The following is a 19,218-nucleotide window of genomic DNA, read 5'->3' as shown; positions in this document are numbered from 1 at the left end:
GACTCTTGCACCGGATGCTCGCAAAAGCCTCATACGACCCATGGGCCTCTTGCAGCCCATCCGACCTGTAAGCCACAGAGCCCCGCAGAGCCCTACAAGATCCCGCAGGGCACCACAGGGCAGCTCGAACCAGGCGTTTCACGTGAAACGTAAACCGCGAGCCCAGGAACGAGCCATGATCCAAGGCCGGATCAGAATCCGGGAACGAAGAAGCCCCACAGACCGTTGGCCTGTGGGGCTTCCTACTTGTGCGCGAGGGGGGATTTGAACCCCCACGTCCCTAAGGACACTGGCACCTGAAGCCAGCGCGTCTGCCGTTCCGCCACTCGCGCAAGAGTGGTGTTTCCAGACTCTCTCACCGTTTGGTGCGATTGCCTGGCGACATCCGGAAGATTAGCACGCTGGACAGGGTGGATTCACATCCGTTGTTTCGCCGGCCGGACGAAGGGAACCGAGAACGTCTACCGAAGAGAACCGGGGAACGCGGCGAGGGAACCGGGAACGCCGAGCGGCCGCCCCCACTCCTCCTGTGTGCACCCCGCGTGCGGGACACTGTGAGGAGTCCACCTCTACGATCCGTGTGAGAGGTGACACTCATCCACAGGGCAGACAAGGGGAACCAGCCGATTTCCCGAGGCGTGGATACGATCAGTAAGCAGTACAGGGACGACTACGACGGAGGAGGTGCCCCATGGGAGTCATGAAGCGTTTCGAGCAGCGTCTCGAAGGTCTGGTCAACGGCACCTTCGCCAAGGTCTTCAAGTCCGAGGTCCAGCCGGTCGAGATCGCAGGAGCCCTCCAGCGCGAATGCGACAACAACGCAACGATCTGGAACCGGGAGCGGACGGTCGTCCCCAACGACTTCATCGTCGAGCTCAGCACCCCTGACTACGAGCGACTCAGCCCGTATTCAGGCCAGTTGGGCGACGAACTCTCCGGGCTGGTGCGCGACTACGCCAAGCAGCAGCGGTACACCTTCATGGGCCCCATCAAGGTCCACCTGGAGAAGGCCGACGACCTCGACACCGGGCTGTACCGGGTGCGCAGCCGCACCCTGGCGTCGAGTTCGTCACAGGATCCCCAGGGTCTACAGGGCCAGCCTTCCCACCCGGGTCCCGGCCGGCCCCCGCAGCCCACCGGCGGCTACGGCTATCCGCCCAGCTCTCCCCCGCCCATGCCCGCGGCCCCGCCGCCGGGCGCCGGCAGGCCCGGAGCACCCAGCGCCGACCGGCACCCGCCGGCCGGGCCCAGCCCCCTGCCGAACGCGCAGGTGCGACGCTGGATCGAGATCAACGGCACCCGCCATCAGATCTCCCGCCCGACGCTGGTGCTCGGCCGCAGCACCGACGCCGATGTGCGGATCGACGACCCCGGCGTATCGCGTCGGCACTGTGAGATCCGGACCGGAACGCCCTCGACGATCCAGGATCTCGGGTCCACCAACGGCATCGTGGTAGACGGGCAGCACACAACCCGCGCTACGCTCCGCGACGGCTCGCGGATCGTCGTGGGCAGCACCACCATCGTTTACCGGCAAGCCGAAGGGTGAAGCGGGGGCAATGTCAGAGCTGACCCTGACGGTCATGCGGCTAGGTTTCCTGGCTGTTCTGTGGCTGTTCGTGATCGTGGCCGTCCAGGTCATTCGCAGCGACCTGTTCGGAACGCGCGTCACGCAGCGCGGCTCACGCCGCACCGCGAACGACGCACGGCCTCCACAGGCACGCCAGAATGCCGCGGCACCGCCGCAGCAACGCCAGCAGCCGGGCCGCCAGCGCCGGGGGGCGCCCACAAAGCTGGTCGTCTCCGAAGGCAGCCTCACCGGCACCACGGTGGCGCTCCAGGGGCAGACCATCACCCTGGGCCGGGCGCACGATTCAACGATTGTGCTGGACGACGACTACGCGTCCAGCAGGCATGCCAGGATCTACCCCGACCGTGACGGCCAGTGGATCGTCGAGGATCTCGGGTCCACCAACGGCACGTATCTCGACCGGACCCGTCTCACCACCCCGACGCCTGTTCCGCTCGGCGCGCCGATCCGGATCGGCAAGACCGTCATCGAGCTGCGGAAGTAGTACGACAATGAGCGAGCGGAGCGAGCGGGCCGCGGCGGTCCGGGCAACGGACCCGGCCCGGTTCCCGACCGGAGGGTGGGCAGTGTGGCTCGAGACCGGCTGTACCCCGAGCCGACGGGAGAGGTGCGCATGAGTCTTTCCCTGCGCTTCGCCGCCGGTTCGCACAAGGGCATGATCCGGGAGGGGAACGAGGACTCCGGCTACGCCGGACCGCGTCTTCTCGCCATCGCCGACGGCATGGGCGGCCAAGCGGCCGGTGAGGTCGCCAGCTCCGAGGTGATCTCCACGCTCGTCCAGCTCGACGACGACGTCCCGGGCTCGGACATCCTCACCTCGCTCGGTACGGCGGTCCAGCGGGCCAACGACCAACTGCGCATCATGGTCGAGGAGGACCCCCAGCTGGAGGGCATGGGCACCACGCTCACCGCCCTGCTCTGGACCGGTCAGCGCCTCGGTCTCGTCCACGTCGGCGACTCCCGCGCGTACCTGCTGCGCGACGGCGTGCTCACCCAGATCACCCAGGACCACACCTGGGTGCAGCGGCTGGTCGACGAGGGCCGGATCACCGAGGAGGAGGCCACCACCCACCCGCAGCGCGCCCTGCTCATGCGCGCGCTGGGCAGTGGCGACCACGTCGAACCCGATCTCTCCATCCGCGAGGTCCGGGTCGGCGACCGCTATCTGATCTGCTCCGACGGACTGTCCGGCGTCGTCTCCCACCAGACGCTGGAAGAGACCCTCGCCAGCTACCAGGGTCCCTCGGAGACCATCCAGGAGCTGATCCAGCTCGCTCTGCGCGGCGGCGGCCCCGACAACATCACCTGCATCGTCGCCGACGTCCTCGACGCCGACAGCAACGACACACTGGCCGCGCAGTTCAACGACACCCCGGTCATCGTCGGCGCGGTCGCCGAGAACCAGGCCGCACAGATGGCCGCCGCCGAGAGCACGGCCGCCATGCAGACCCCCGCCGGACGGGCAGCCGGCCTCGGCCGCTCCGTACCGCCGCCCGCGGGAGGCTTCGGCCCGCCCGGAAGCGGCGACGGCGTCGACTACGGCGGTGCGCCCGACGGCTCCTTCGACGCGTACACCGACGACGACTTCGTGAAGCCCGGCGGCGGCCGCAAGTGGCTGAAGAGGTCGCTCTACACGGTGCTGGCGCTCGCCGTCGTCGGCGGCGGCCTCTACGGCGGCTACCGCTGGACCCAGAACCAGTTCTATGTCGGCACCAAGAACGAGAACGTCGCACTGTTCCGCGGCATCAGCCAGGACCTGGCCTGGGTCTCGCTCTCGAAGATCGAGACGGACCATCCAGAGATCGAACTCAAGTACCTTCCGCCCTACCAGCGCAAGAAGGTCGAGGCGACCATCGCCGAGGGCAACCTCACCGCCGCCCGCGAGAAGATCGACGAGCTCGCTCTCCAGGCGTCCGCCTGCAAGAAGAACGCCGAACGACGCGCCGCCGAGAAGACCGCGGCCGACGAGGGCCAGGCACCCGGTACGGACGGCGCCAAGACGTCCGACACCTCCAAGACCAAGCCGACCAAAACTCCCGCTCCTGGTCCCAGCCTCTCGGAGGAAGAGAAAAAGCTGGTCCCGCAGTGCGGTAAGCAGTAAGCCGTAGGGGGCCTTCAGCACCATGAGCGTTGTCACCAATACGACCACGATCGGCGCGATCGACGCACCGAGCCGTCGCAACACCGAACTGTTGCTGATGGTCTTCGCCGTCGCCATCTCGGTGTTCGCCTACGCCAACGTAGGTCTCGCCCTCAACGGCGAATTGCCTTCCGGCATGCTCGGATACGGGCTCGGGCTCGCCCTGCTCGGCGGCATCGGGCACCTGGCCGTCCGCAAGTTCGCCCCGTACGCGGACCCGCTGCTGCTGCCGCTGGCGACGCTGCTGAACGGACTGGGACTGGCCATCATCTGGCGTCTGGACCAGTCCGAACGGTTCCAGGCGACCCCGCACTTCGCAGCCGCCGCCTCCAAGCAGCTGATGTTCTCGGCTGCGGGCGTCGCGCTGCTGGTCGTCGTGCTGCTGGCCCTCAAGGACCATCGCATCCTGCAGCGCTACACCTACATCTCCATGCTGGCGGCGCTGTTCCTCCTGATCCTTCCGATGTTCTTCCCCGCGGTGAACGGCGCCAAGATCTGGATCAAGATCCCCGGCGTCGGCACGCTCCAGCCGGGGGAGTTCGCCAAGATCATCATCGCGGTGTTCTTCGCCGGATACCTCATGGTCAAGCGGGACGCCCTGGCCCTGGCCAGCCGCCGCTTCATGGGCCTCTACCTCCCCCGGGGCCGTGACCTCGGCCCCATCCTCATGGTCTGGGCCTTCTCGATCCTGATCCTGGTCTTCGAGACCGACCTGGGCTCGTCACTGCTGTTCTTCGGCATGTTCGTCGTCATGCTGTACGTGGCCACCGAGCGCACCAGCTGGATCGTCTTCGGTCTGCTGATGTCCGCCGCCGGCGCCGTCGGTGTGGCCACCTTCGAACCGCACGTCCAGCAGCGTGTGACCGCCTGGCTCGACCCGTTCGACGGGTGGGGCAAGCTGGCCGCGAGCGAGCAGATGGCCAAGTCCCTGATGGCCTTCGGCTCCGGCGGCACCCTCGGCACCGGACTCGGCCAGGGCAACTCCGACCTGATCGGCTTCGCCGCCAACTCCGACTTCATCCTCGCCACGGTCGGCGAGGAGCTGGGGCTCGCCGGAATGATGGCGGTCCTCCTCGTCTACGGCCTGATCGTCGAGCGCGGTGTCCGCACCGCCCTCGCCGCCCGCGACCCCTTCGGCAAGCTCCTCGCGATCGGGCTCTCCGGCTCCTTCGCCATCCAGGTCTTCGTCGTCGCCGGCGGCGTCATGGGGCTCATTCCGCTGACCGGTATGACCATGCCGTTCGTCGCGGCGGGCGGTTCGTCGGTGATCGCCAACTGGGCCCTGATCGGCATCCTGCTCCGGATCAGCGACACCGCCCGTCGCCCCGCACCGGCACCCGCGCCTACTTCAGACGCCGAGATGACCCAGGTGGTCCGACCGTGAACAAGCCACTGCGCCGGATCGCGATCTTCTGTGGTGTCCTCATCTTCGCCCTGCTCGTGCGAACCAACTGGCTCCAGTACGTCCGCGCCGACGAGCTGAACGGCAACGAGCACAACCGCCGCGTCCAGATCGAGCGGTACGCCCACGAGCGCGGCAACATCATCGTCGACGGCAACCCCGTCACCGGGTCCGTCAAGACCAAGGGCAGCGACTTCAAGTACAAGCGGGTCTGGAAGGACGGCCCCATGTGGGCCCCCGTCACCGGCTACTCCTCGCAGGCCTTCGACGCCTCGCAGCTGGAGAGCATCGAGGACGGAATCCTCACCGGCAACAGCGACCAGCTGTTCTTCGACCGCACGCTGTCCCTCTTCACCGGCGAGAAGAAGACCGGCGGCAACATCGTCACCACCCTCAACGGCGCCGCCCAGAAGGCCGCCTTCAAGGGGCTCGGCAGCAAGAAGGGCGCCGTCGCCGCGATCGACCCGCAGACCGGCGCCATCCTGGCCCTGGTCAGCACCCCCTCGTACGACCCCTCGGTCTTCGCGGGCAACTCCCTCAAGGACGCCGATGCCCGGCAGCAGCTCCTGAAGGACAAGGACAAGCCGATGCTCAACCGGGCATTGCGCGAGACCTACCCGCCCGGCTCGACCTTCAAGGTCGTCACCGCCGCCGCGGCCCTGGAGAACGGGCTGTACAAGGGGATCGACGACAAGACGGACTCCCCGCTGCCCTGGCGGCTCCCGCTGACCACCGGCAACCTCGACAACGAGGGCAACATCCCGTGCGAGAACGCCACGCTCCGCGAAGCGCTGCGGTGGTCGTGCAACACCGTCTTCGGCAAGATCAGCGACGATCTCGGCAACCAGAAGATGATCGACGAGGCCGACAAGTTCGGCTTCAACGAGGAGATCTTCACTCCGGTACGCGCCGACGCCAGCGTCTACCCCAAGGACAACCGCCCGCAGAACGCCATGGCCGGCATCGGCCAGGCCTCCAACCGCGCCACCCCGCTCCAGATGGCGATGGTCGCCGCGGCCGTGGCCAACGACGGCAAGCTGATGCAGCCGTACATGGTCGCCGAACGCCAGTCGCCCAGCCTCGACACGATCTACACCCACGAGAAGGAGCAGTTCAGCCAGCCCCTCTCGGGCGAGAACGCGCAGAAGCTCCAGCAGATGATGGAGACCGTCGTCGAGAGCGGCACCGGCAAGAACGCCCGGATCCCGGGCGTCACGGTCGGTGGCAAGACGGGTACGGCCCAGCACGGTCTGAACAACAGCGAGAACCCCTACGCCTGGTTCATCTCCTACGCCAAGACAGACAGCGGCTCCCCGGTCGCCGTCGCCGTGGTCGTCGAGGACAGCCAGGCCAACCGCGACGACATCTCCGGCGGCGGTCTGGCCGCCCCGATCGCACAGGCGGTCATGAAGGCGGTCATCGACAGCAAGAAGTGATGCCCATCACACCGGGTGTCCTACCTGCACCTCGGGATACCGGTCAGGTATCAGGTCCGGGCTCCGGGCCGATCAGGTACTGCGCGGCCGGTAGCGTATGCGCGAGCAGCACACCGCCGGACCACACACCGGTGCGGTCGGGACTGACGGAGAGGGCTGGAACAGTTATGGAAGAGCCGCGTCGCCTCGGCGGCCGGTACGAGCTGGGCTCGGTGCTCGGCCGTGGTGGCATGGCCGAGGTCTACCTCGCACACGACACCCGGCTCGGCCGCACCGTAGCAGTGAAGACGCTCCGGGCCGATCTGGCCCGCGACCCGTCCTTCCAGGCCCGGTTCCGCCGTGAGGCCCAGTCCGCCGCCTCGCTCAACCACCCGGCGATCGTCGCCGTCTACGACACCGGCGAGGACTACGTCGACGGGGTCTCCATCCCGTACATCGTGATGGAGTACGTCGACGGGTCGACGCTCAGGGAACTCCTGCACTCCGGCCGCAAGTTGCTGCCCGAGCGCACCCTTGAGATGACCGTCGGCATCCTCCAGGCGCTGGAGTACTCGCACCGCGCCGGCATCGTCCACCGCGACATCAAACCGGCGAACGTCATGCTGACGCGCACCGGTCAGGTCAAGGTCATGGACTTCGGCATCGCCCGCGCCATGGGCGACTCCGGAATGACGATGACCCAGACCGCCGCCGTCATCGGCACCGCCCAGTACCTCTCGCCCGAGCAGGCCAAGGGCGAGCAGGTCGACGCGCGCTCCGACCTCTACTCGACCGGCTGTCTGCTCTACGAGCTGCTGACGGTCCGGCCGCCCTTCATCGGGGACTCACCGGTCGCGGTCGCCTACCAGCACGTCCGCGAAGAGCCGCAGAAGCCCAGCACCTTCGACCCCGAGATCACGCCCGAGATGGACGCGATCGTACTGAAGGCCCTGGTCAAGGACCCGGACTACCGCTACCAGTCGGCCGACGAGATGCGGGCCGACATCGAGGCCTGCCTCGACGGCCAGCCGGTCGCCGCCACCGCGGCGATGGGCGCGGCCGGTTACGGCGGCTACGACGGATACGGCAACGACCAGCCGACCACCGCGCTGCACGCCGCGGACCAGAACGGCGCGCCCACGTCCATGCTGCCCCCGGTCAACCCGGACGACGGCGGCTACGGCTACGACGACCGCCCGGACCGCCGCCGCCAGAAGAAGAGCAACACCTCGACGATCCTGCTGATCGTGGCGGGCATCCTGGTGCTGATCGGCGCGATCCTGATCGGCCGGTCGGTCTTCAGCAGCAGCAACAGCGACGACAAGACCGATGTGCCGAACCTGGTCGGTGCGACCGTGAAGCAGGCGCAGAAGCTCGCGGACAACGCCGAGGTCGTCATGAAGATCGGCTCGCGCGAACCGTGCGAGGACCAGCCCAAGGGCAAGATCTGCAGCCAGACCCCGGACGCCGACGGCACGATGGAGAAGAAGGAGACCGTCACGGTCGTCGTCTCCACCGGCGCCCCCAAGGTCGAGGTCCCCGACGTCACGGAGAAGTCCGAGGACAGCGCCCGCAAGTACCTTGAGGACAAGGGCTTCACGGTGAACGTCACCACGGCCGAGTCCGAGAAGGCCGAGGGCACGGTCATCAAGCAGGACCCGGCGGGCAACTCGAAGGCCGAGAAGAACTCCGAGGTCACGATCACGGTCGCCAAGCAGGCCACCCAGAAGGTGCCGAACGTGGCCGACCGGAGCTACGACGCCGCGGTGGCGCAGCTCAACGGCGTGGGCTTCACCAACATCTCCAAGACCGAAGTCGACTCGAACGAGCCCGCGAACCAGGTGATCAGCCAGACGCCGCCCGGCGACTCGATGCAGCCGCTGACCGCCCAGATCGTGCTGACGGTCTCCAAGGGCCCGCAGCAGCCGGAGCAGTCCACGGTTCCCGATCTGCGGGGCAAGACCCTCGGAGAGGCGAAGTCCATGCTCGCCGGGGCGGGACTGCAACTCGGCCAGGTGCAGGGGCCGAACGACGACAACGCGAGGATCATCGCCTTCCAGCCCGGCGCCGGACAGCAGGCCGACAAGGACAGCGCGGTCAACGTCCAGACCATGCCGGGCGGTGGGGACGGCAACGTCTTCGGCGGCCCGTCCGGCCGACGGAACTGACCCGGAAGCACCGCCCCGAAGGGCCCCGGCCGCCGCTCGGCGACCGGGGCCCTTCGCCGTGCCGCCGGGTTCCCGCCCGGCCACGCGTATGCCCTCCGGCGACGGACACGCGCCGTCCCCGGACAGAGCAAGGGCCCGAAGCCGCCCGGAACATCGGCGACTTCGGGCCCGGCCCCGGATCGGCTAACGCAGCTCCGCCGGCTCCGTACGGTCCTTGTCCACCTTCTCCGTACGCACCAGCTCGCCCCACACGATGTAGCGGTACTTCGACGTGTAGACCGGTGTGCAGGTCGTCAGCGTGATGTAGCGGCCGGGCTTCTTCGCGCCCGACCCCTTCGGCACCGGCTGCAGGACGTCGACGTCGTACTTCGACGTCTCGGGCAGCTCCTTGAAGACCTTGTAGACGTACCAGGTGTCCCTGGTCTCGAAGACGACCGCGTCCCCGGTCCTCACCTTGTCGATGTTGTGGAACTTGGCGCCGTGCCCGTCGCGGTGGGCGGCGAGGGTGAAGTTGCCCTTCGCGTCCCACGGGAGAGCCGACTTCACCGGGTCGGTGTAGTAGCCCGCGATGCCGTCGTTGAGGTTCTCGGTGTCGGTGCCCTTCTTGACCAGCACCTCGCCGTTCTTCATCGACGGGACGTGCAGGAAGCCGATCCCGTCCTTCGTGTCCAGCGCGCCCGGCCCGTCCGCCCAGCGGTCGCGGACGGTATGGCCCTGCTTGGTCGCCTCGCGGTCGGCGAGCACATTCGTCCACCAGAGGGAGTAGACGACGAAGAGCCCCAGCACCAGGCCCGCGGTGATCAGCAGTTCACCGAAGACGCTGACCGCGGTCGCGAAGGGATGGCGGCCCCTGCGCGGGGGCGGCGGCACGGACGCGCCGATTCGCTCGTCGTGCTCGGTCCTAGCTGTCACCGCACCCGTCCCTGTCGTGATGATGATTCAGCCCACGAGCGCGTCGGGCTTCCCCTTGCTGCGCGGTCGTTCGTCGACCATCTTGCCCCAGACGATCAAACGGTACGTACTCGTGAATTCCGGCGTACAGGTCGTCAGCGTGATGTAACGGCCCGGACCGGTGAACCCGGACCCCTTCGGGACCGGATCGATCACCGAGACATTGGAGGGCGACGTCTGCGGAAGGGTCTTCGTCGTCTTGTACGTGTAGTACGCGTCCTGGGTCTCGACCACGATCAGGTCACCGGGGTCCAGCCGGTTGATGTAGCGGAACGGCTCGCCGTGCGTGTTGCGGTGGCCGGCCAGGGCGAAGTTGCCCTGCTTTGCCGACGGCATCGCGGAGCGGAGCGTGCCCTCGCTGTAGTGGCCGACCATGCCCCGGTCGAGGACCTTCTCCTTGCTGGTGCCCTCGGCGATCGGAGCGACCACGTCCAGCTTGGGGATGTGGATGATCGCGAACCCCTGCCCCGCTTCGAACTCACCGGGGCTGCGGTCGCCCTTCGCCCAGTCGTCCTGGATCTTGTGGGTCTCCTTGCCGGCGTACTGGTCGGCACGGACATTCGTCCACCACAGCTGGTAGGTGACGAACAGCAGCATCAGCACACCGAGCGTGATGAACAGCTCTCCGGTGACCCGGCTGGCCACCACCGCCGGGCTGTCCTTCGCGGCGCGCGCCGCCCGCCGCGCCTCGACACGCGACATCGGCCGGGCGGCCGGCGCCGCGGTCGGCGTCGTGGCCTCCGGGCGCTGTTCGGCGCGGCGGCGGCCCCGGCCCTTGGCGGCGCGGCGGCGTTCGGCGCGGCCCCCGGTACGCGGTTCCGGACCGGTGCCCGCGGGGTCCTGCGGGGGCTCGGCGGGGCTCTCCGCGTCGCTCGCCGGGTCCTGCTGCGGCCCCCGGCCCGGACCCGGCGGGGTGTCACCGCCGAACCTGGGCAGGCCGACCGTCCGGTCGTCGAGCGGGCGGGGAACCGCCGCGGACTGGGCCCTCGGCTCCGGAACGGGTGCCGTGGCGGGCGTCTGCTGCCCGTACCAGTCCCGTTCGAAGCCCTCGGGGTCGTACCACTCGCGCGGGGTGGCCTCGGGGTTCTGCGCGCCGTAGGACGCCTGTGGCCGGGGCGCGGCCTGTGGCCGGGGCGCGGCCTGTGGCCGCGTGGCCGGGGCGCGGTGCTGTCCCTGTCCCGCGGCCGGTGCCTCGGCGGCCCCCGACGCCCCGTCCGGGACGCCGTCCGCACGCGGGCGCGGCGAGGCGTGCCGCCCCGGCAGCGGATCGTTCAGCGGGTCCGCCAGCCGGTCGACCGCCGCCTCGAACGCGCCTGCGGCCCCGTACGCTCCCTGCTCGTACGGGCCGTCCTGACCGGCGTCGTGTTCGGGACGGAGTGCGGTCACGCGACGGCCTTGCCCACCACCGGCGCGAGCCCCACCGACCGCGCGACGGCTCCCGTGTCGCCGCACTGGGCCAGCCAGTTGGCCAGCATCAGGTGTCCGTGCTCGGTCAGCACCGACTCCGGGTGGAACTGCACGCCCTCCACCGGCAGGTCACGGTGGCGCAGCCCCATGATGATGCCGTCGGCGGTCCGCGCCGTCACCTCCAGCTCCGCCGGGACGGTGTCCGGTTCGGCGGCGAGCGAGTGGTAGCGGGTCGCGGTGAAGGGGGAGGGCAGGCCCGCGAAGACCCCCGCCCCCTCGTGGATCACCGGCGAGGTCTTGCCGTGCAGCAGCTCCGGGGCACGGTCCACCACACCGCCGTACGCCACCGCCATCGACTGCATGCCCAGGCAGACCCCGAAGACCGGGACGCCCGTCGCCGCGCAGTGGCGCACCATCTCGACGCAGACGCCCGCCTGCTCCGGGGTGCCGGGGCCGGGCGACAGCAGGACGCCGTCGAAGCCGTCCTGGGCGTGTGCCGTGGTCACTTCGTCGTTGCGCAGCACCTCGCACTCGGCACCGAGCTGGTAGAGGTACTGGACGAGGTTGAAGACGAAGCTGTCGTAGTTGTCCACGACAAGAATGCGGGCACTCACTGGCCGGCTCCCGTCCCGGTCGAGCCGTCAACCGTCACATCGCCGAACGGAAGCAGCGGTTCCGCCCAGGGGAAGACGTACTGGAAGAGCGCGTAGACGACGGCCAGCACCAACACGAGCGAGATGAGCGCACGCACCCACGCGTTGCCCGGCAGATGCCGCCAGATCCAGCCATACATGCTGTCCCCTCCATTCGGTACGAGACCAGACTAAAGGGCCGGGGCAGGAGCGTGGGTCAGCTGTGGAAAGCTGCTGGTTCGCCTTCGGTCACAGGCTGCGTGGCATCGAGGTGCGCCCAGGCGATCAGCCGGTGGCTGCTGCCCCATTCGGGGTCGCAGGTGGTCAGCGTCAGATAGCGGCCCGGCCCGTCGAAGCCGGACTTCCGGGGGACGGGGTCGATGACCCCGATGTCGCTCGGCACCGTCCGGTAGGGCTTCCTGCCGATGCGGTACGTGAACCACGTCGTCCCGTCCGTCAGCACCACCGCGTCGCCGGGGCGCAGTTCCGGGAAGTCCTTGAAGGGGTCGCCGTAGGTGCGGCGGTGCCCGGCCACCGCGAAATTGCCGCTCGCCCCGAGGCGGGCGGTCCGCGTGTAGTGGCCCAGCCCCTTCTGCAAGGTCCTGACCTCGGTGTTCTCCAGGACGGGCCACTCCCAGTCCTTGCCGAAGCGGGGTATGTACATCATCGCGAACGGCTTGCCGTCCCGGTACGCGGCCGGGGCGGGGGGCTCCTTCGGCGCGTTCGGCGCCTTGGGCGGCGGGGAGGAGTGCGCAGGGGGCGCGGAGACCGTCCCCTGCGCCCAGCGGCTGCGCAGGGAGTCGATCTGGCCCTCCGTGGCGTCGGCCGCCTGCACTCCGGTCCAGAACAGCACGTACACCACGAAGAGCACGATCAGGGCGCCGACGGTGATGCAGAGTTCGCTGAACGTCCTGACGATCAGTCGTACCGACACCTGGACGGCCTCCCCACAGCCGTTGGCTACTTCACGGGCTCCGCGTAGTGGAGGTCCACTGTGCCCGAGTAGCCGGGAAGAGTCACCGCCTCGTGCTCCTCGACTTTCCAGCCGAGGCCGTACGCCTTCACGTACAGCAGGTAGTTGCTGATCGCCGGGGAGCCGTTCAGCGCCTGCCTGAGCCTGCCCGGGTCACCGACCGCCGTGATCTTGTACGGAGGGGAGTAGACCCGGCCCTGGAGGATCAGGGTGTTGCCGACGCAGCGCACCGCGCTGGTGGAGATCAGCCGCTGGTCCATGACCTGGATGCCCCGGGCGCCGCCCTGCCAGAGGGCGTTGACGACCGCCTGGAGGTCCTGCTGGTGGATGACCAGGTCGTTGGGTTGCGGGTCGGGGTAGCCGGGGTTGGCGGTGGCGTTGGGCGGGGCGTCGTCGAGGGTGACGGAGACCGAGCGGCCGGTGAGCTTCGTGGTGCCGCCGGCCCGCTCCAGCTCCTTGAGCCGGGCCTCCTCCGCCTTGGTGCTGCTGTCGTCCCGCCGGACCAGGGCGTCGATGTCCTCGCGCACGGCCGCGGTGGTCTCGTCCAGCTGGGCGTTCTTGGTGCTGCGCTGCTGGATGAGGTCGGAGAGCTTCAGCAGCGAGGAGTCGGTGCGGATGTTGGTGCCCTTGGCCGTGTTGGCGCTGGTGACGAAGATCAGTCCGGCGAGGGCGAAGACGGCAGCGGTGAGCACGCGGACCGGGTGCCGGAAGGTGCGCCGGACCGGCCCTTGGGGGGAGTCGGCAGAATTGCTCAACGTACCCTTATCTCCTTCGGCGCCAGGGAAGCACTACGCTAACGGACGCCCGGGGGAGGCAGCATTCCCCCTCGGCCCCGCCCCGGCGCCAGCCACAGTTCCCTGCGCGGTCACGCAGCGCATCGACAGGAGAGTTCCTCGTGCCGAAGTCACGTATCCGCAAGAAGGCCGACTTCACGCCCCCTCCGGCGAAGCAGGCAACCAACATAAAGCTGACCAGCCGCAGCTGGGTGGCGCCGGTGATGCTGGCGCTCTTCCTGATCGGTCTGGCCTGGATCGTCGTCTTCTATGTGACCGACGGCGATCTGCCGATCAAGGACCTGGGGAACTGGAACATCGTCGTCGGCTTCGGCTTCATCGCCGGGGGCTTCGGTGTCTCCACGCAGTGGAAGTAGCACCGCGGCGGAAGTTGATCCCGCGAGGGTGGTAGCGCCCGCAGCGCTCCGCCGTGCACAGCGGGGACCCGTCCCGCAACCCTTGCCCCGAGTTACCCACAGCGTTATCCACAGGCGGGGGAAAAGGTCAGACGATCTGTGGATAACTCCCTGACGGTTGACGCCGATGTGACTGCAGTCTCCCCCATCCGGGGGTGACACGCCCCTTGTCCCGACTGGAAAAACCCAGCTCAGCGACAAGGGGCACAGTTGTTCCCACAGAATGCACAAGATCCGCCACCCGCTGTGGACAACTGCGGCCGCCACCGACCGCCCCGAAGGCGAGGCGGCTCAGGTCAGCGCGGCCGTTCTCGCGACGATCACGAGAACCACGGCCGCCAGGACCAGGGCGCAGGTGCCGTACTGCACCAGGGCGCGCCGCTCACGGGGGGCGTGCACCATGCCGATCGCGATCAGCGTGCCCGCGATCAGGCCGCCGACATGCGCCTGCCAGGCGATCCCGCCCCAGGGGTTGAAGGTGATGACCAGGTTCACCGCGAGGAGCACGAAGACCGGGCGCATGTCGTAGTTGAGCCGGCGCATGAGCACGGCGGTGGCGCCCAGCAGCCCGAAGATCGCCCCGGAGGCTCCGAGTGAGCCCTGCACGGGCGCGGCGAGCCAGTAGCTGAGGGCGCTGCCGGCCAGGCCGGAGATCATGTACAGCGTGAGATAGCGGGCGCGGCCGAGCGCCGATTCCAGCGGGCCGCCGAGCCACCACAGCCCCAGCATGTTGAACGTGATGTGCCACAGCTCCTGGTGCAGGAACATCGACGTCACCAGCCGGTACCACTGGCCTTCCGCGACGCCTTCGAGCGGACCGCCGTAGTGGAATCTGGCGCGGGCGATCAGCTCCAGCTCGTTGACCAGCCCCGTGCCCTTCGCCAGCACCGCGAGGTACACGACGAGGTTGATGCCGAGGAGGATCTTGGTGACGAGGCGGGGATCGGCCATGACGGCACCGCCCGTACCGGCGCCGCCCACGACGGCGCCGGGCCGGCTGTCCGCCGGTCCGTGTCCCGTGCCCGCTCCCTGGCGGACGCAGTCCGGGCACTGGAAGCCGACCGAGGCATCGACCATGCACTCGGGGCAGATCGGGCGCTCGCAGCGGGTACAGCGGATGTTCGCCTCGCGACCGGGGTGGCGGTAGCAGCTGAGCGAGCCGTCCGCGGCGGCGGACTGGTCCGTGCCTCCCGGCGGCTGCTGGTCCATCGGTCCCATCACTTCCCGGTCCCTTCGGTCTCGTCATGGCGAGCAGGGCAGGCGCGACTCCGCCCCGCTCGTCCGCTATGTAACAGTACGGACGGGCAGGGCGGTTGGTTCCCGGAACGGGAATCAGAGTGTGATCGGCCGATGACCAGAGGTGATCAACGGGTCTCGATGACGACCGACTCGATCACGACGTCCTCCACCGGACGGTCGGTGCGGGCGTTGGTCGCGGTGGCGGCGATCGCGTCCACCACCTTCTGGCTGGCGGGGTCGGTGACCTCGCCGAAGATGGTGTGCTTGCCGGTGAGCCAGGCGGTCGGCGACACGGTCACGAAGAACTGCGAGCCGTTGGTCCCCGGGCCGGCGTTGGCCATGGCCAGCAGGTACGGCTTGGTGAAGGCCAGGTCGGGGTGGAACTCGTCCCCGAACTCGTACCCCGGGCCACCGGTGCCGTTGCCGAGCGGGTCGCCGCCCTGGATCATGAAGCCGCTGATGACGCGGTGGAAGACGGTGCCGTCGTACAGCTTGTCCGTCGTCCGCTTGCCGGTCTCCGGGTGCGTCCACTCCCGCTCACCCTGGGCGAGCTCGACGAAGTTCTTGACCGTCTTGGGCGCGTGGTTCGGCAGGAGCCTGATCTCGATGTCGCCCTGGCTGGTCTTCAAGGTGGCGTAAAGCTGCTCAGCCACGATCTGCCTTCCGTGAGTCTTCGGTGACGTTGAGTCATCGGTGACGGTTCACCGATGTCTTCCTCAGTGACGTCCGTCGATCCTCGCACGGACCGCGCACTCCGGCGCCCGGCCGCCACCGGCCCCCGCTCCCCGCAGGAACAAATGCGGCCAAGTGCGTGACGAAGCGGCGCGGGCAAGGGCAAAGCGTGGCATTGTCGTCGGCAAGCTCCCCTTGCACCGCATTGCCCAGAAATGTCATTCGTGAGCTGAATGAACCGAACAAACCGAATGACCCGGATGCCCGCCCCACATGCCATAAGGGACTCCGGCAGGCATGATCTCGAAATGGGTGGAAAGGCGGAGTGTCAACCCGCCACCAAGGAGGAGGATCCCGTGACCCGCATCGACAGCGTGCGCGCCGCAACCGACTCGGCGAAGGACAGCGTGCAGCACGCCGCGGAAGTGGTGGCGCCCTATGCCGACACGGCCAAGGAACAGGCCGCACAGCTCGCGCATGAAGCCCGCACGCGGCTCGCGCCGAAGATGTCCAAGGCGGCCCAGCAGGCCCGCGTCCAGTACGACGCGCATCTCGCACCACGTATCGAACTGGCCCTCACCCATGTGCCGCCCAAGGTCGACGAGGCCGGCCGGCGCGCGGCGCTGCACACCCGCCGGGCGGCGCGCACCGCCGCGGACTACACGGTGCCGCGGGTCGAGCACGCGATGGCCCTGGCCCAGCCCGTGGCCGAGGAGGCCACCGCCCGCAGCACCGCCGCACTGGCCGCGCTGCGCGGGCAGGTCACGCCGCAGGAGATCCGGCACCTGATCAGGAAGCACGAGCGGCGGGCGAGGGCCGGACAGCTGTTCCGGGGGCTCGTCGTGACCGGACTCGTGGCGGGCAGCGCCTATGCCGTCTGGCGATGGTGGGACAAGCAGGCCAACCCCGACTGGCTGGTCGAGCCGCCCGCCGCCACGGAGGTCGCCGACCGCGCCCCGCTGACCTCGGTCGACGGCAGCGGCCCCACCTCGCTCGACCCCGACATCCGGGCCGGACGGGCCGGGACCGAGGGAACGGACGGCCCGGAGGACGCGGACGGCACCGGCCCGGACGACCGCCGCTGAGCCCGCTCGACAACGAGGCACTTCCGACGCAAGAGGGACCGGCGCCGCCCGGCGTACCAGCAGCGGGAAGCACGCAGAACCCCCTCCGACCGTGTTCGTACCGGTCGGAGGGGGTTCGTGTGTGGAGCCTAGGAGATTCGAACTCCTGACATCTGCCTTGCAAAGGCAGCGCTCTACCAACTGAGCTAAGGCCCCGTAAAACGGACAGCCCCGGACGCTTCGGCATCCCGGCCACCGCCGCAGACCAGAGTACCGGGTACTCCCCGGATTCCTGCAAAAAAGATGGGGGCTCCCGGTGGGCGACCACTCTCCGTAAGATGCTCGGCGAGGTTCGCAGCAGCGAAGCCGCAGCGAAGGGGAGACGCCATGGACGCAGCGCAGCAAGAGGCAACGGCAAGAGCCAGGGAGCTTCAGCGCAGTTGGTACGGAGAGCCCCTCGGCGCGCTCTTCCGCCGGCTGATCGATGATCTCGGCCTGAACCAGGCCCGGCTCGCCGCCGTCCTCGGGCTGTCCGCCCCCATGCTCTCCCAGCTGATGAGCGGCCAGCGGGCGAAGATCGGCAACCCCGCGGTCGTCCAGCGCGTCCAGGCGCTCCAGGAGCTGGCCGGTCAGGTCGCGGACGGCAGCGTCAGCGCGGGCGAGGCCACCGACCGCATGGAGGAGATCAAGAAGTCCCAGGGCGGCTCCGTCCTCACCGGCACCGGCCAGACCTCGACCACCGGCGGCGCCCCCACCGTCCGGCGCGTGGTCCGCGAGATCCAGTCGCTGCTGCGGTCGGTCTCGGCCGCCGGTGACATCATCGATGCCGCCGACGCCCTCGCCCCGACCCACCCGGAACTGGCAGAGTTCCTCAAGGTGTACGGCGCGGGGCGCACCGCGGACGCGGTGGCGCACTACGAGGGACACCAGAGCTAGGTTTCGTCCGGACCGGTCCGGGCACTGCCCCCGGGAACCGGCCGTGGGCCCAACGAGGAACGGGGAGCGGGCGCAGCGCAATGGGTGAGGTCTTCGCCGGTCGGTACGAACTGATCGATCCGATCGGACGTGGTGGGGTCGGCGCCGTCTGGCGGGCCTGGGACCACCGGCGCCGCCGCTATGTGGCGGCCAAGGTCCTCCAGCAGAGCGACGCGCACACGCTGCTGCGCTTCGTCCGCGAGCAGGCGCTGAGGATCGAGCATCCCCATGTGCTCGCGCCCGCCAGTTGGGCGGCCGACGACGACAAGGTCCTGTTCACCATGGATCTGGTGAGCGGAGGCTCACTGGCGCATGTCATCGGCGACTACGGACCGTTGCCGCCCCGTTTCGTCTGCACGCTCCTCGACCAGCTGCTGTCCGGGCTGTCCACGGTGCACGCGGAGGGTGTGGTGCACCGGGACATCAAACCGGCCAACATCCTTATGGAGGCGACCGGTACGGGGCGGCCGCACCTGCGGCTGTCCGACTTCGGCATCTCCATGCGCAAGGGAGAGCCGCGCCTCACCGAGACCAACTACGTGGTGGGTACGCCCGGTTACTTCGCACCCGAGCAAATGATGGGCGCGGAGCCCGACTTCCCCGCGGACCTGTTCGCGGTCGGTCTCGTCGCGCTCTATCTGCTCCAGGGCAAGAAGCCCGACGCACAGGCGATCGTCGAGCACTTCGCCTCGTACGGCACGCCCGCCGCCCCGGAAGGGATACCCGAGCCGTTGTGGCAGGTCCTCGCGGGGCTGCTGCAACCGGATCCGCAGGCCAGGTTCCGTACGGCCACAGGTGCGCGCAAGGCGCTGACCGCCGCGGTCGAGATGCTCCCGGAGGCCGCGCCCGAGGACGAGCCGGTCGAGGTCTTCGACCAGATCGGGCCGCTGCCCCCGGGCTTCGGCCCCACCGGACCGGAACCGGCCCTCGCGCCCGCCCCGCAGACCCCCCGCGACGCCCCCGACGCGCAGCACCCGCAGAGCGCTCGGACCCCGCAGAGCGCCGAGGACGCCCCGGGCCCCCAGCGGCCCGCGCAGCAGCCGTACGCGCAGCCTCCGGTCTCGATGTCGGAGACGGGCAGTTTCCATCTCCCGCCGCCGCCTCCGCAGGCCGCTCCGCTCACGCCCCGGGCGGCCTCCCCGTACGCCGCCCCCGCGCCGGACCTCTCCCAGGCGCCGACCTCCGCCGTGCCGCCCGAACCGGCGCTCACCCGTGCCTACACCGTCGGGCAGCCGCAGGCTCCCGTGCCCGGCGCGGGAGTTGCCCCGCATCCCGCGGCGCCCGCGCCCGCGCACGCCCCGCAGAGGCGTCCGGGACCGTCCCCAAAGGTGGCGGTCCCGGTGCTGCTGGTGGCGCTGCTGTGTTTCGCGGTGGGCATCTGGGCACTGACCCAGAGCTGA

General features: G+C 69.2%; 18 protein-coding genes and 2 tRNA genes. 10 read left to right on the top strand and 10 right to left on the bottom strand.

Annotated elements, in window-relative coordinates; all coding sequences use genetic code 11:
- Positions 1-249: 249 nt before the first annotated feature.
- Positions 250-332: transfer RNA gene (locus ACFVFH_RS11305), tRNA-Leu, on the bottom strand.
- 359 nt (positions 333-691) lie between these two features.
- Here ACFVFH_RS11305 and ACFVFH_RS11300 point away from each other — a divergent pair.
- The 6 genes from ACFVFH_RS11300 to pknB all read left to right on the top strand — a co-directional run bounded on the left by ACFVFH_RS11300 (position 692) and on the right by pknB (position 8,716).
- Entirely contained in the window at positions 692-1,549 is an 858-nt protein-coding gene (locus ACFVFH_RS11300; protein WP_383766000.1) for an FhaA domain-containing protein, read from the top strand.
- Positions 1,550-1,559: 10 nt separating this feature from the next.
- On the top strand, positions 1,560-2,075 hold the full coding sequence (locus tag ACFVFH_RS11295) for an FHA domain-containing protein (RefSeq protein ID WP_072487556.1): 516 nt from the start codon (positions 1,560-1,562) through the stop codon (positions 2,073-2,075).
- Between the two features lie 129 nt (positions 2,076-2,204).
- The gene (locus ACFVFH_RS11290) at positions 2,205-3,692 is read left to right on the top strand and encodes a PP2C family protein-serine/threonine phosphatase (protein WP_383765998.1); all 1,488 of its coding nucleotides are present in this window, start codon (positions 2,205-2,207) and stop codon (positions 3,690-3,692) included.
- A 22-nt stretch (positions 3,693-3,714) separates the two neighbouring features.
- The gene (locus tag ACFVFH_RS11285; RefSeq protein WP_383765997.1) at positions 3,715-5,115 is read left to right on the top strand and encodes an FtsW/RodA/SpoVE family cell cycle protein; all 1,401 of its coding nucleotides are present in this window, start codon (positions 3,715-3,717) and stop codon (positions 5,113-5,115) included.
- Complete coding sequence (locus tag ACFVFH_RS11280; RefSeq protein ID WP_383765995.1) at positions 5,112-6,569, top strand: penicillin-binding transpeptidase domain-containing protein; 1,458 nt, start codon at positions 5,112-5,114, stop codon at positions 6,567-6,569. The genes ACFVFH_RS11285 and ACFVFH_RS11280 overlap by 4 nt, the downstream gene beginning before the upstream one ends.
- 167 nt (positions 6,570-6,736) lie before the next feature.
- Positions 6,737-8,716 carry a Stk1 family PASTA domain-containing Ser/Thr kinase gene (gene pknB / locus ACFVFH_RS11275; protein ID WP_383765994.1) on the top strand — a complete coding sequence of 660 codons (1,980 nt, stop codon included), beginning with the start codon at positions 6,737-6,739 and terminating at the stop codon, positions 8,714-8,716.
- Positions 8,717-8,899: 183 nt separating this feature from the next.
- On the opposite strand, the gene ACFVFH_RS11270 is transcribed toward pknB, so the two are convergent.
- From ACFVFH_RS11270 to ACFVFH_RS11245, 6 genes are read right to left on the bottom strand one after another with little or no spacing between them, the layout of a single operon-like run.
- Positions 8,900-9,628, bottom strand: coding sequence for a class E sortase (locus ACFVFH_RS11270; protein WP_383765993.1), 729 nt, complete (start codon positions 9,626-9,628; stop codon positions 8,900-8,902).
- 27 nt (positions 9,629-9,655) lie between these two features.
- Positions 9,656-11,053, bottom strand: a complete 1,398-nt coding sequence (locus tag ACFVFH_RS11265) for a class E sortase (RefSeq protein WP_383765992.1) — start codon at positions 11,051-11,053, stop codon at positions 9,656-9,658.
- Positions 11,050-11,688, bottom strand: coding sequence for an aminodeoxychorismate/anthranilate synthase component II (locus ACFVFH_RS11260; protein ID WP_383765990.1), 639 nt, complete (start codon positions 11,686-11,688; stop codon positions 11,050-11,052). The genes ACFVFH_RS11265 and ACFVFH_RS11260 overlap by 4 nt, the downstream gene beginning before the upstream one ends.
- Entirely contained in the window at positions 11,685-11,867 is a 183-nt protein-coding gene (locus ACFVFH_RS11255; protein ID WP_351072028.1) for a hypothetical protein, read from the bottom strand. Before ACFVFH_RS11255 ends, ACFVFH_RS11260 begins: the two co-directional genes overlap by 4 nt.
- A gap of 56 nt (positions 11,868-11,923) precedes the next feature.
- Positions 11,924-12,640 carry a class E sortase gene (locus ACFVFH_RS11250; protein WP_383765989.1) on the bottom strand — a complete coding sequence of 239 codons (717 nt, stop codon included), beginning with the start codon at positions 12,638-12,640 and terminating at the stop codon, positions 11,924-11,926.
- A gap of 26 nt (positions 12,641-12,666) precedes the next feature.
- On the bottom strand, positions 12,667-13,434 hold the full coding sequence (locus tag ACFVFH_RS11245; RefSeq protein WP_383765987.1) for a DUF881 domain-containing protein: 768 nt from the start codon (positions 13,432-13,434) through the stop codon (positions 12,667-12,669).
- A gap of 140 nt (positions 13,435-13,574) precedes the next feature.
- Here ACFVFH_RS11245 and crgA point away from each other — a divergent pair, with 140 nt between their 5' ends.
- A complete protein-coding gene (gene crgA / locus ACFVFH_RS11240; RefSeq protein ID WP_093548084.1) occupies positions 13,575-13,829 on the top strand; it encodes a cell division protein CrgA in 255 nt (84 codons plus the stop codon).
- A gap of 330 nt (positions 13,830-14,159) precedes the next feature.
- On the opposite strand, the gene ACFVFH_RS11235 is transcribed toward crgA, so the two are convergent.
- Both ACFVFH_RS11235 and ACFVFH_RS11230 read right to left on the bottom strand, forming a co-directional pair.
- Positions 14,160-15,077 (bottom strand): rhomboid family intramembrane serine protease, encoded by a 918-nt coding sequence (locus ACFVFH_RS11235; RefSeq protein WP_383766774.1) that lies wholly within the window; start codon positions 15,075-15,077, stop codon positions 14,160-14,162.
- Positions 15,078-15,232: 155 nt separating this feature from the next.
- Complete coding sequence (locus ACFVFH_RS11230) at positions 15,233-15,760, bottom strand: peptidylprolyl isomerase (RefSeq protein ID WP_383765985.1); 528 nt, start codon at positions 15,758-15,760, stop codon at positions 15,233-15,235.
- A 375-nt stretch (positions 15,761-16,135) separates the two neighbouring features.
- Between ACFVFH_RS11230 and ACFVFH_RS11225 the strand changes: the two genes are divergently transcribed.
- Positions 16,136-16,864 (top strand): DUF5324 family protein, encoded by a 729-nt coding sequence (locus tag ACFVFH_RS11225; RefSeq protein WP_383765983.1) that lies wholly within the window; start codon positions 16,136-16,138, stop codon positions 16,862-16,864.
- A 122-nt stretch (positions 16,865-16,986) separates the two neighbouring features.
- On the opposite strand, the gene ACFVFH_RS11220 is transcribed toward ACFVFH_RS11225, so the two are convergent.
- A tRNA-Ala gene (locus ACFVFH_RS11220) sits at positions 16,987-17,059 on the bottom strand.
- A 171-nt stretch (positions 17,060-17,230) separates the two neighbouring features.
- Between ACFVFH_RS11220 and ACFVFH_RS11215 the strand changes: the two genes are divergently transcribed.
- Entirely contained in the window at positions 17,231-17,779 is a 549-nt protein-coding gene (locus ACFVFH_RS11215; RefSeq protein ID WP_383765981.1) for a helix-turn-helix domain-containing protein, read from the top strand.
- A gap of 80 nt (positions 17,780-17,859) precedes the next feature.
- A complete protein-coding gene (locus ACFVFH_RS11210) occupies positions 17,860-19,218 on the top strand; it encodes a serine/threonine protein kinase (protein ID WP_383765980.1) in 1,359 nt (452 codons plus the stop codon).

It is taken from the genome of Streptomyces sp. NPDC057697 (assembly GCF_042799335.1).
GTDB lineage: Bacteria > Actinomycetota > Actinomycetes > Streptomycetales > Streptomycetaceae > Streptomyces.
This window is presented reverse-complemented; position numbering and strand designations above follow the sequence as displayed.

Excerpts from the sequence above, each read along its gene's own strand:
- ACFVFH_RS11285 (WP_383765997.1), top strand. The coding sequence starts at position 3,715 with ATGAGCGTTGTCACCAATACGACCACGATCGGCGCGATCGACGCACCG.
- ACFVFH_RS11235 (WP_383766774.1), bottom strand. The coding sequence starts at position 15,077 with ATGGACCAGCAGCCGCCGGGAGGCACGGACCAGTCCGCCGCCGCGGAC.
- ACFVFH_RS11215 (WP_383765981.1), top strand. The coding sequence starts at position 17,231 with ATGGACGCAGCGCAGCAAGAGGCAACGGCAAGAGCCAGGGAGCTTCAG.
- ACFVFH_RS11295 (WP_072487556.1), top strand. The coding sequence starts at position 1,560 with ATGTCAGAGCTGACCCTGACGGTCATGCGGCTAGGTTTCCTGGCTGTT.
- ACFVFH_RS11210 (WP_383765980.1), top strand. The coding sequence starts at position 17,860 with ATGGGTGAGGTCTTCGCCGGTCGGTACGAACTGATCGATCCGATCGGA.
- ACFVFH_RS11300 (WP_383766000.1), top strand. The coding sequence starts at position 692 with ATGGGAGTCATGAAGCGTTTCGAGCAGCGTCTCGAAGGTCTGGTCAAC.
- ACFVFH_RS11255 (WP_351072028.1), bottom strand. The coding sequence starts at position 11,867 with ATGTATGGCTGGATCTGGCGGCATCTGCCGGGCAACGCGTGGGTGCGT.
- pknB (WP_383765994.1), top strand. The coding sequence starts at position 6,737 with ATGGAAGAGCCGCGTCGCCTCGGCGGCCGGTACGAGCTGGGCTCGGTG.
- ACFVFH_RS11290 (WP_383765998.1), top strand. The coding sequence starts at position 2,205 with ATGAGTCTTTCCCTGCGCTTCGCCGCCGGTTCGCACAAGGGCATGATC.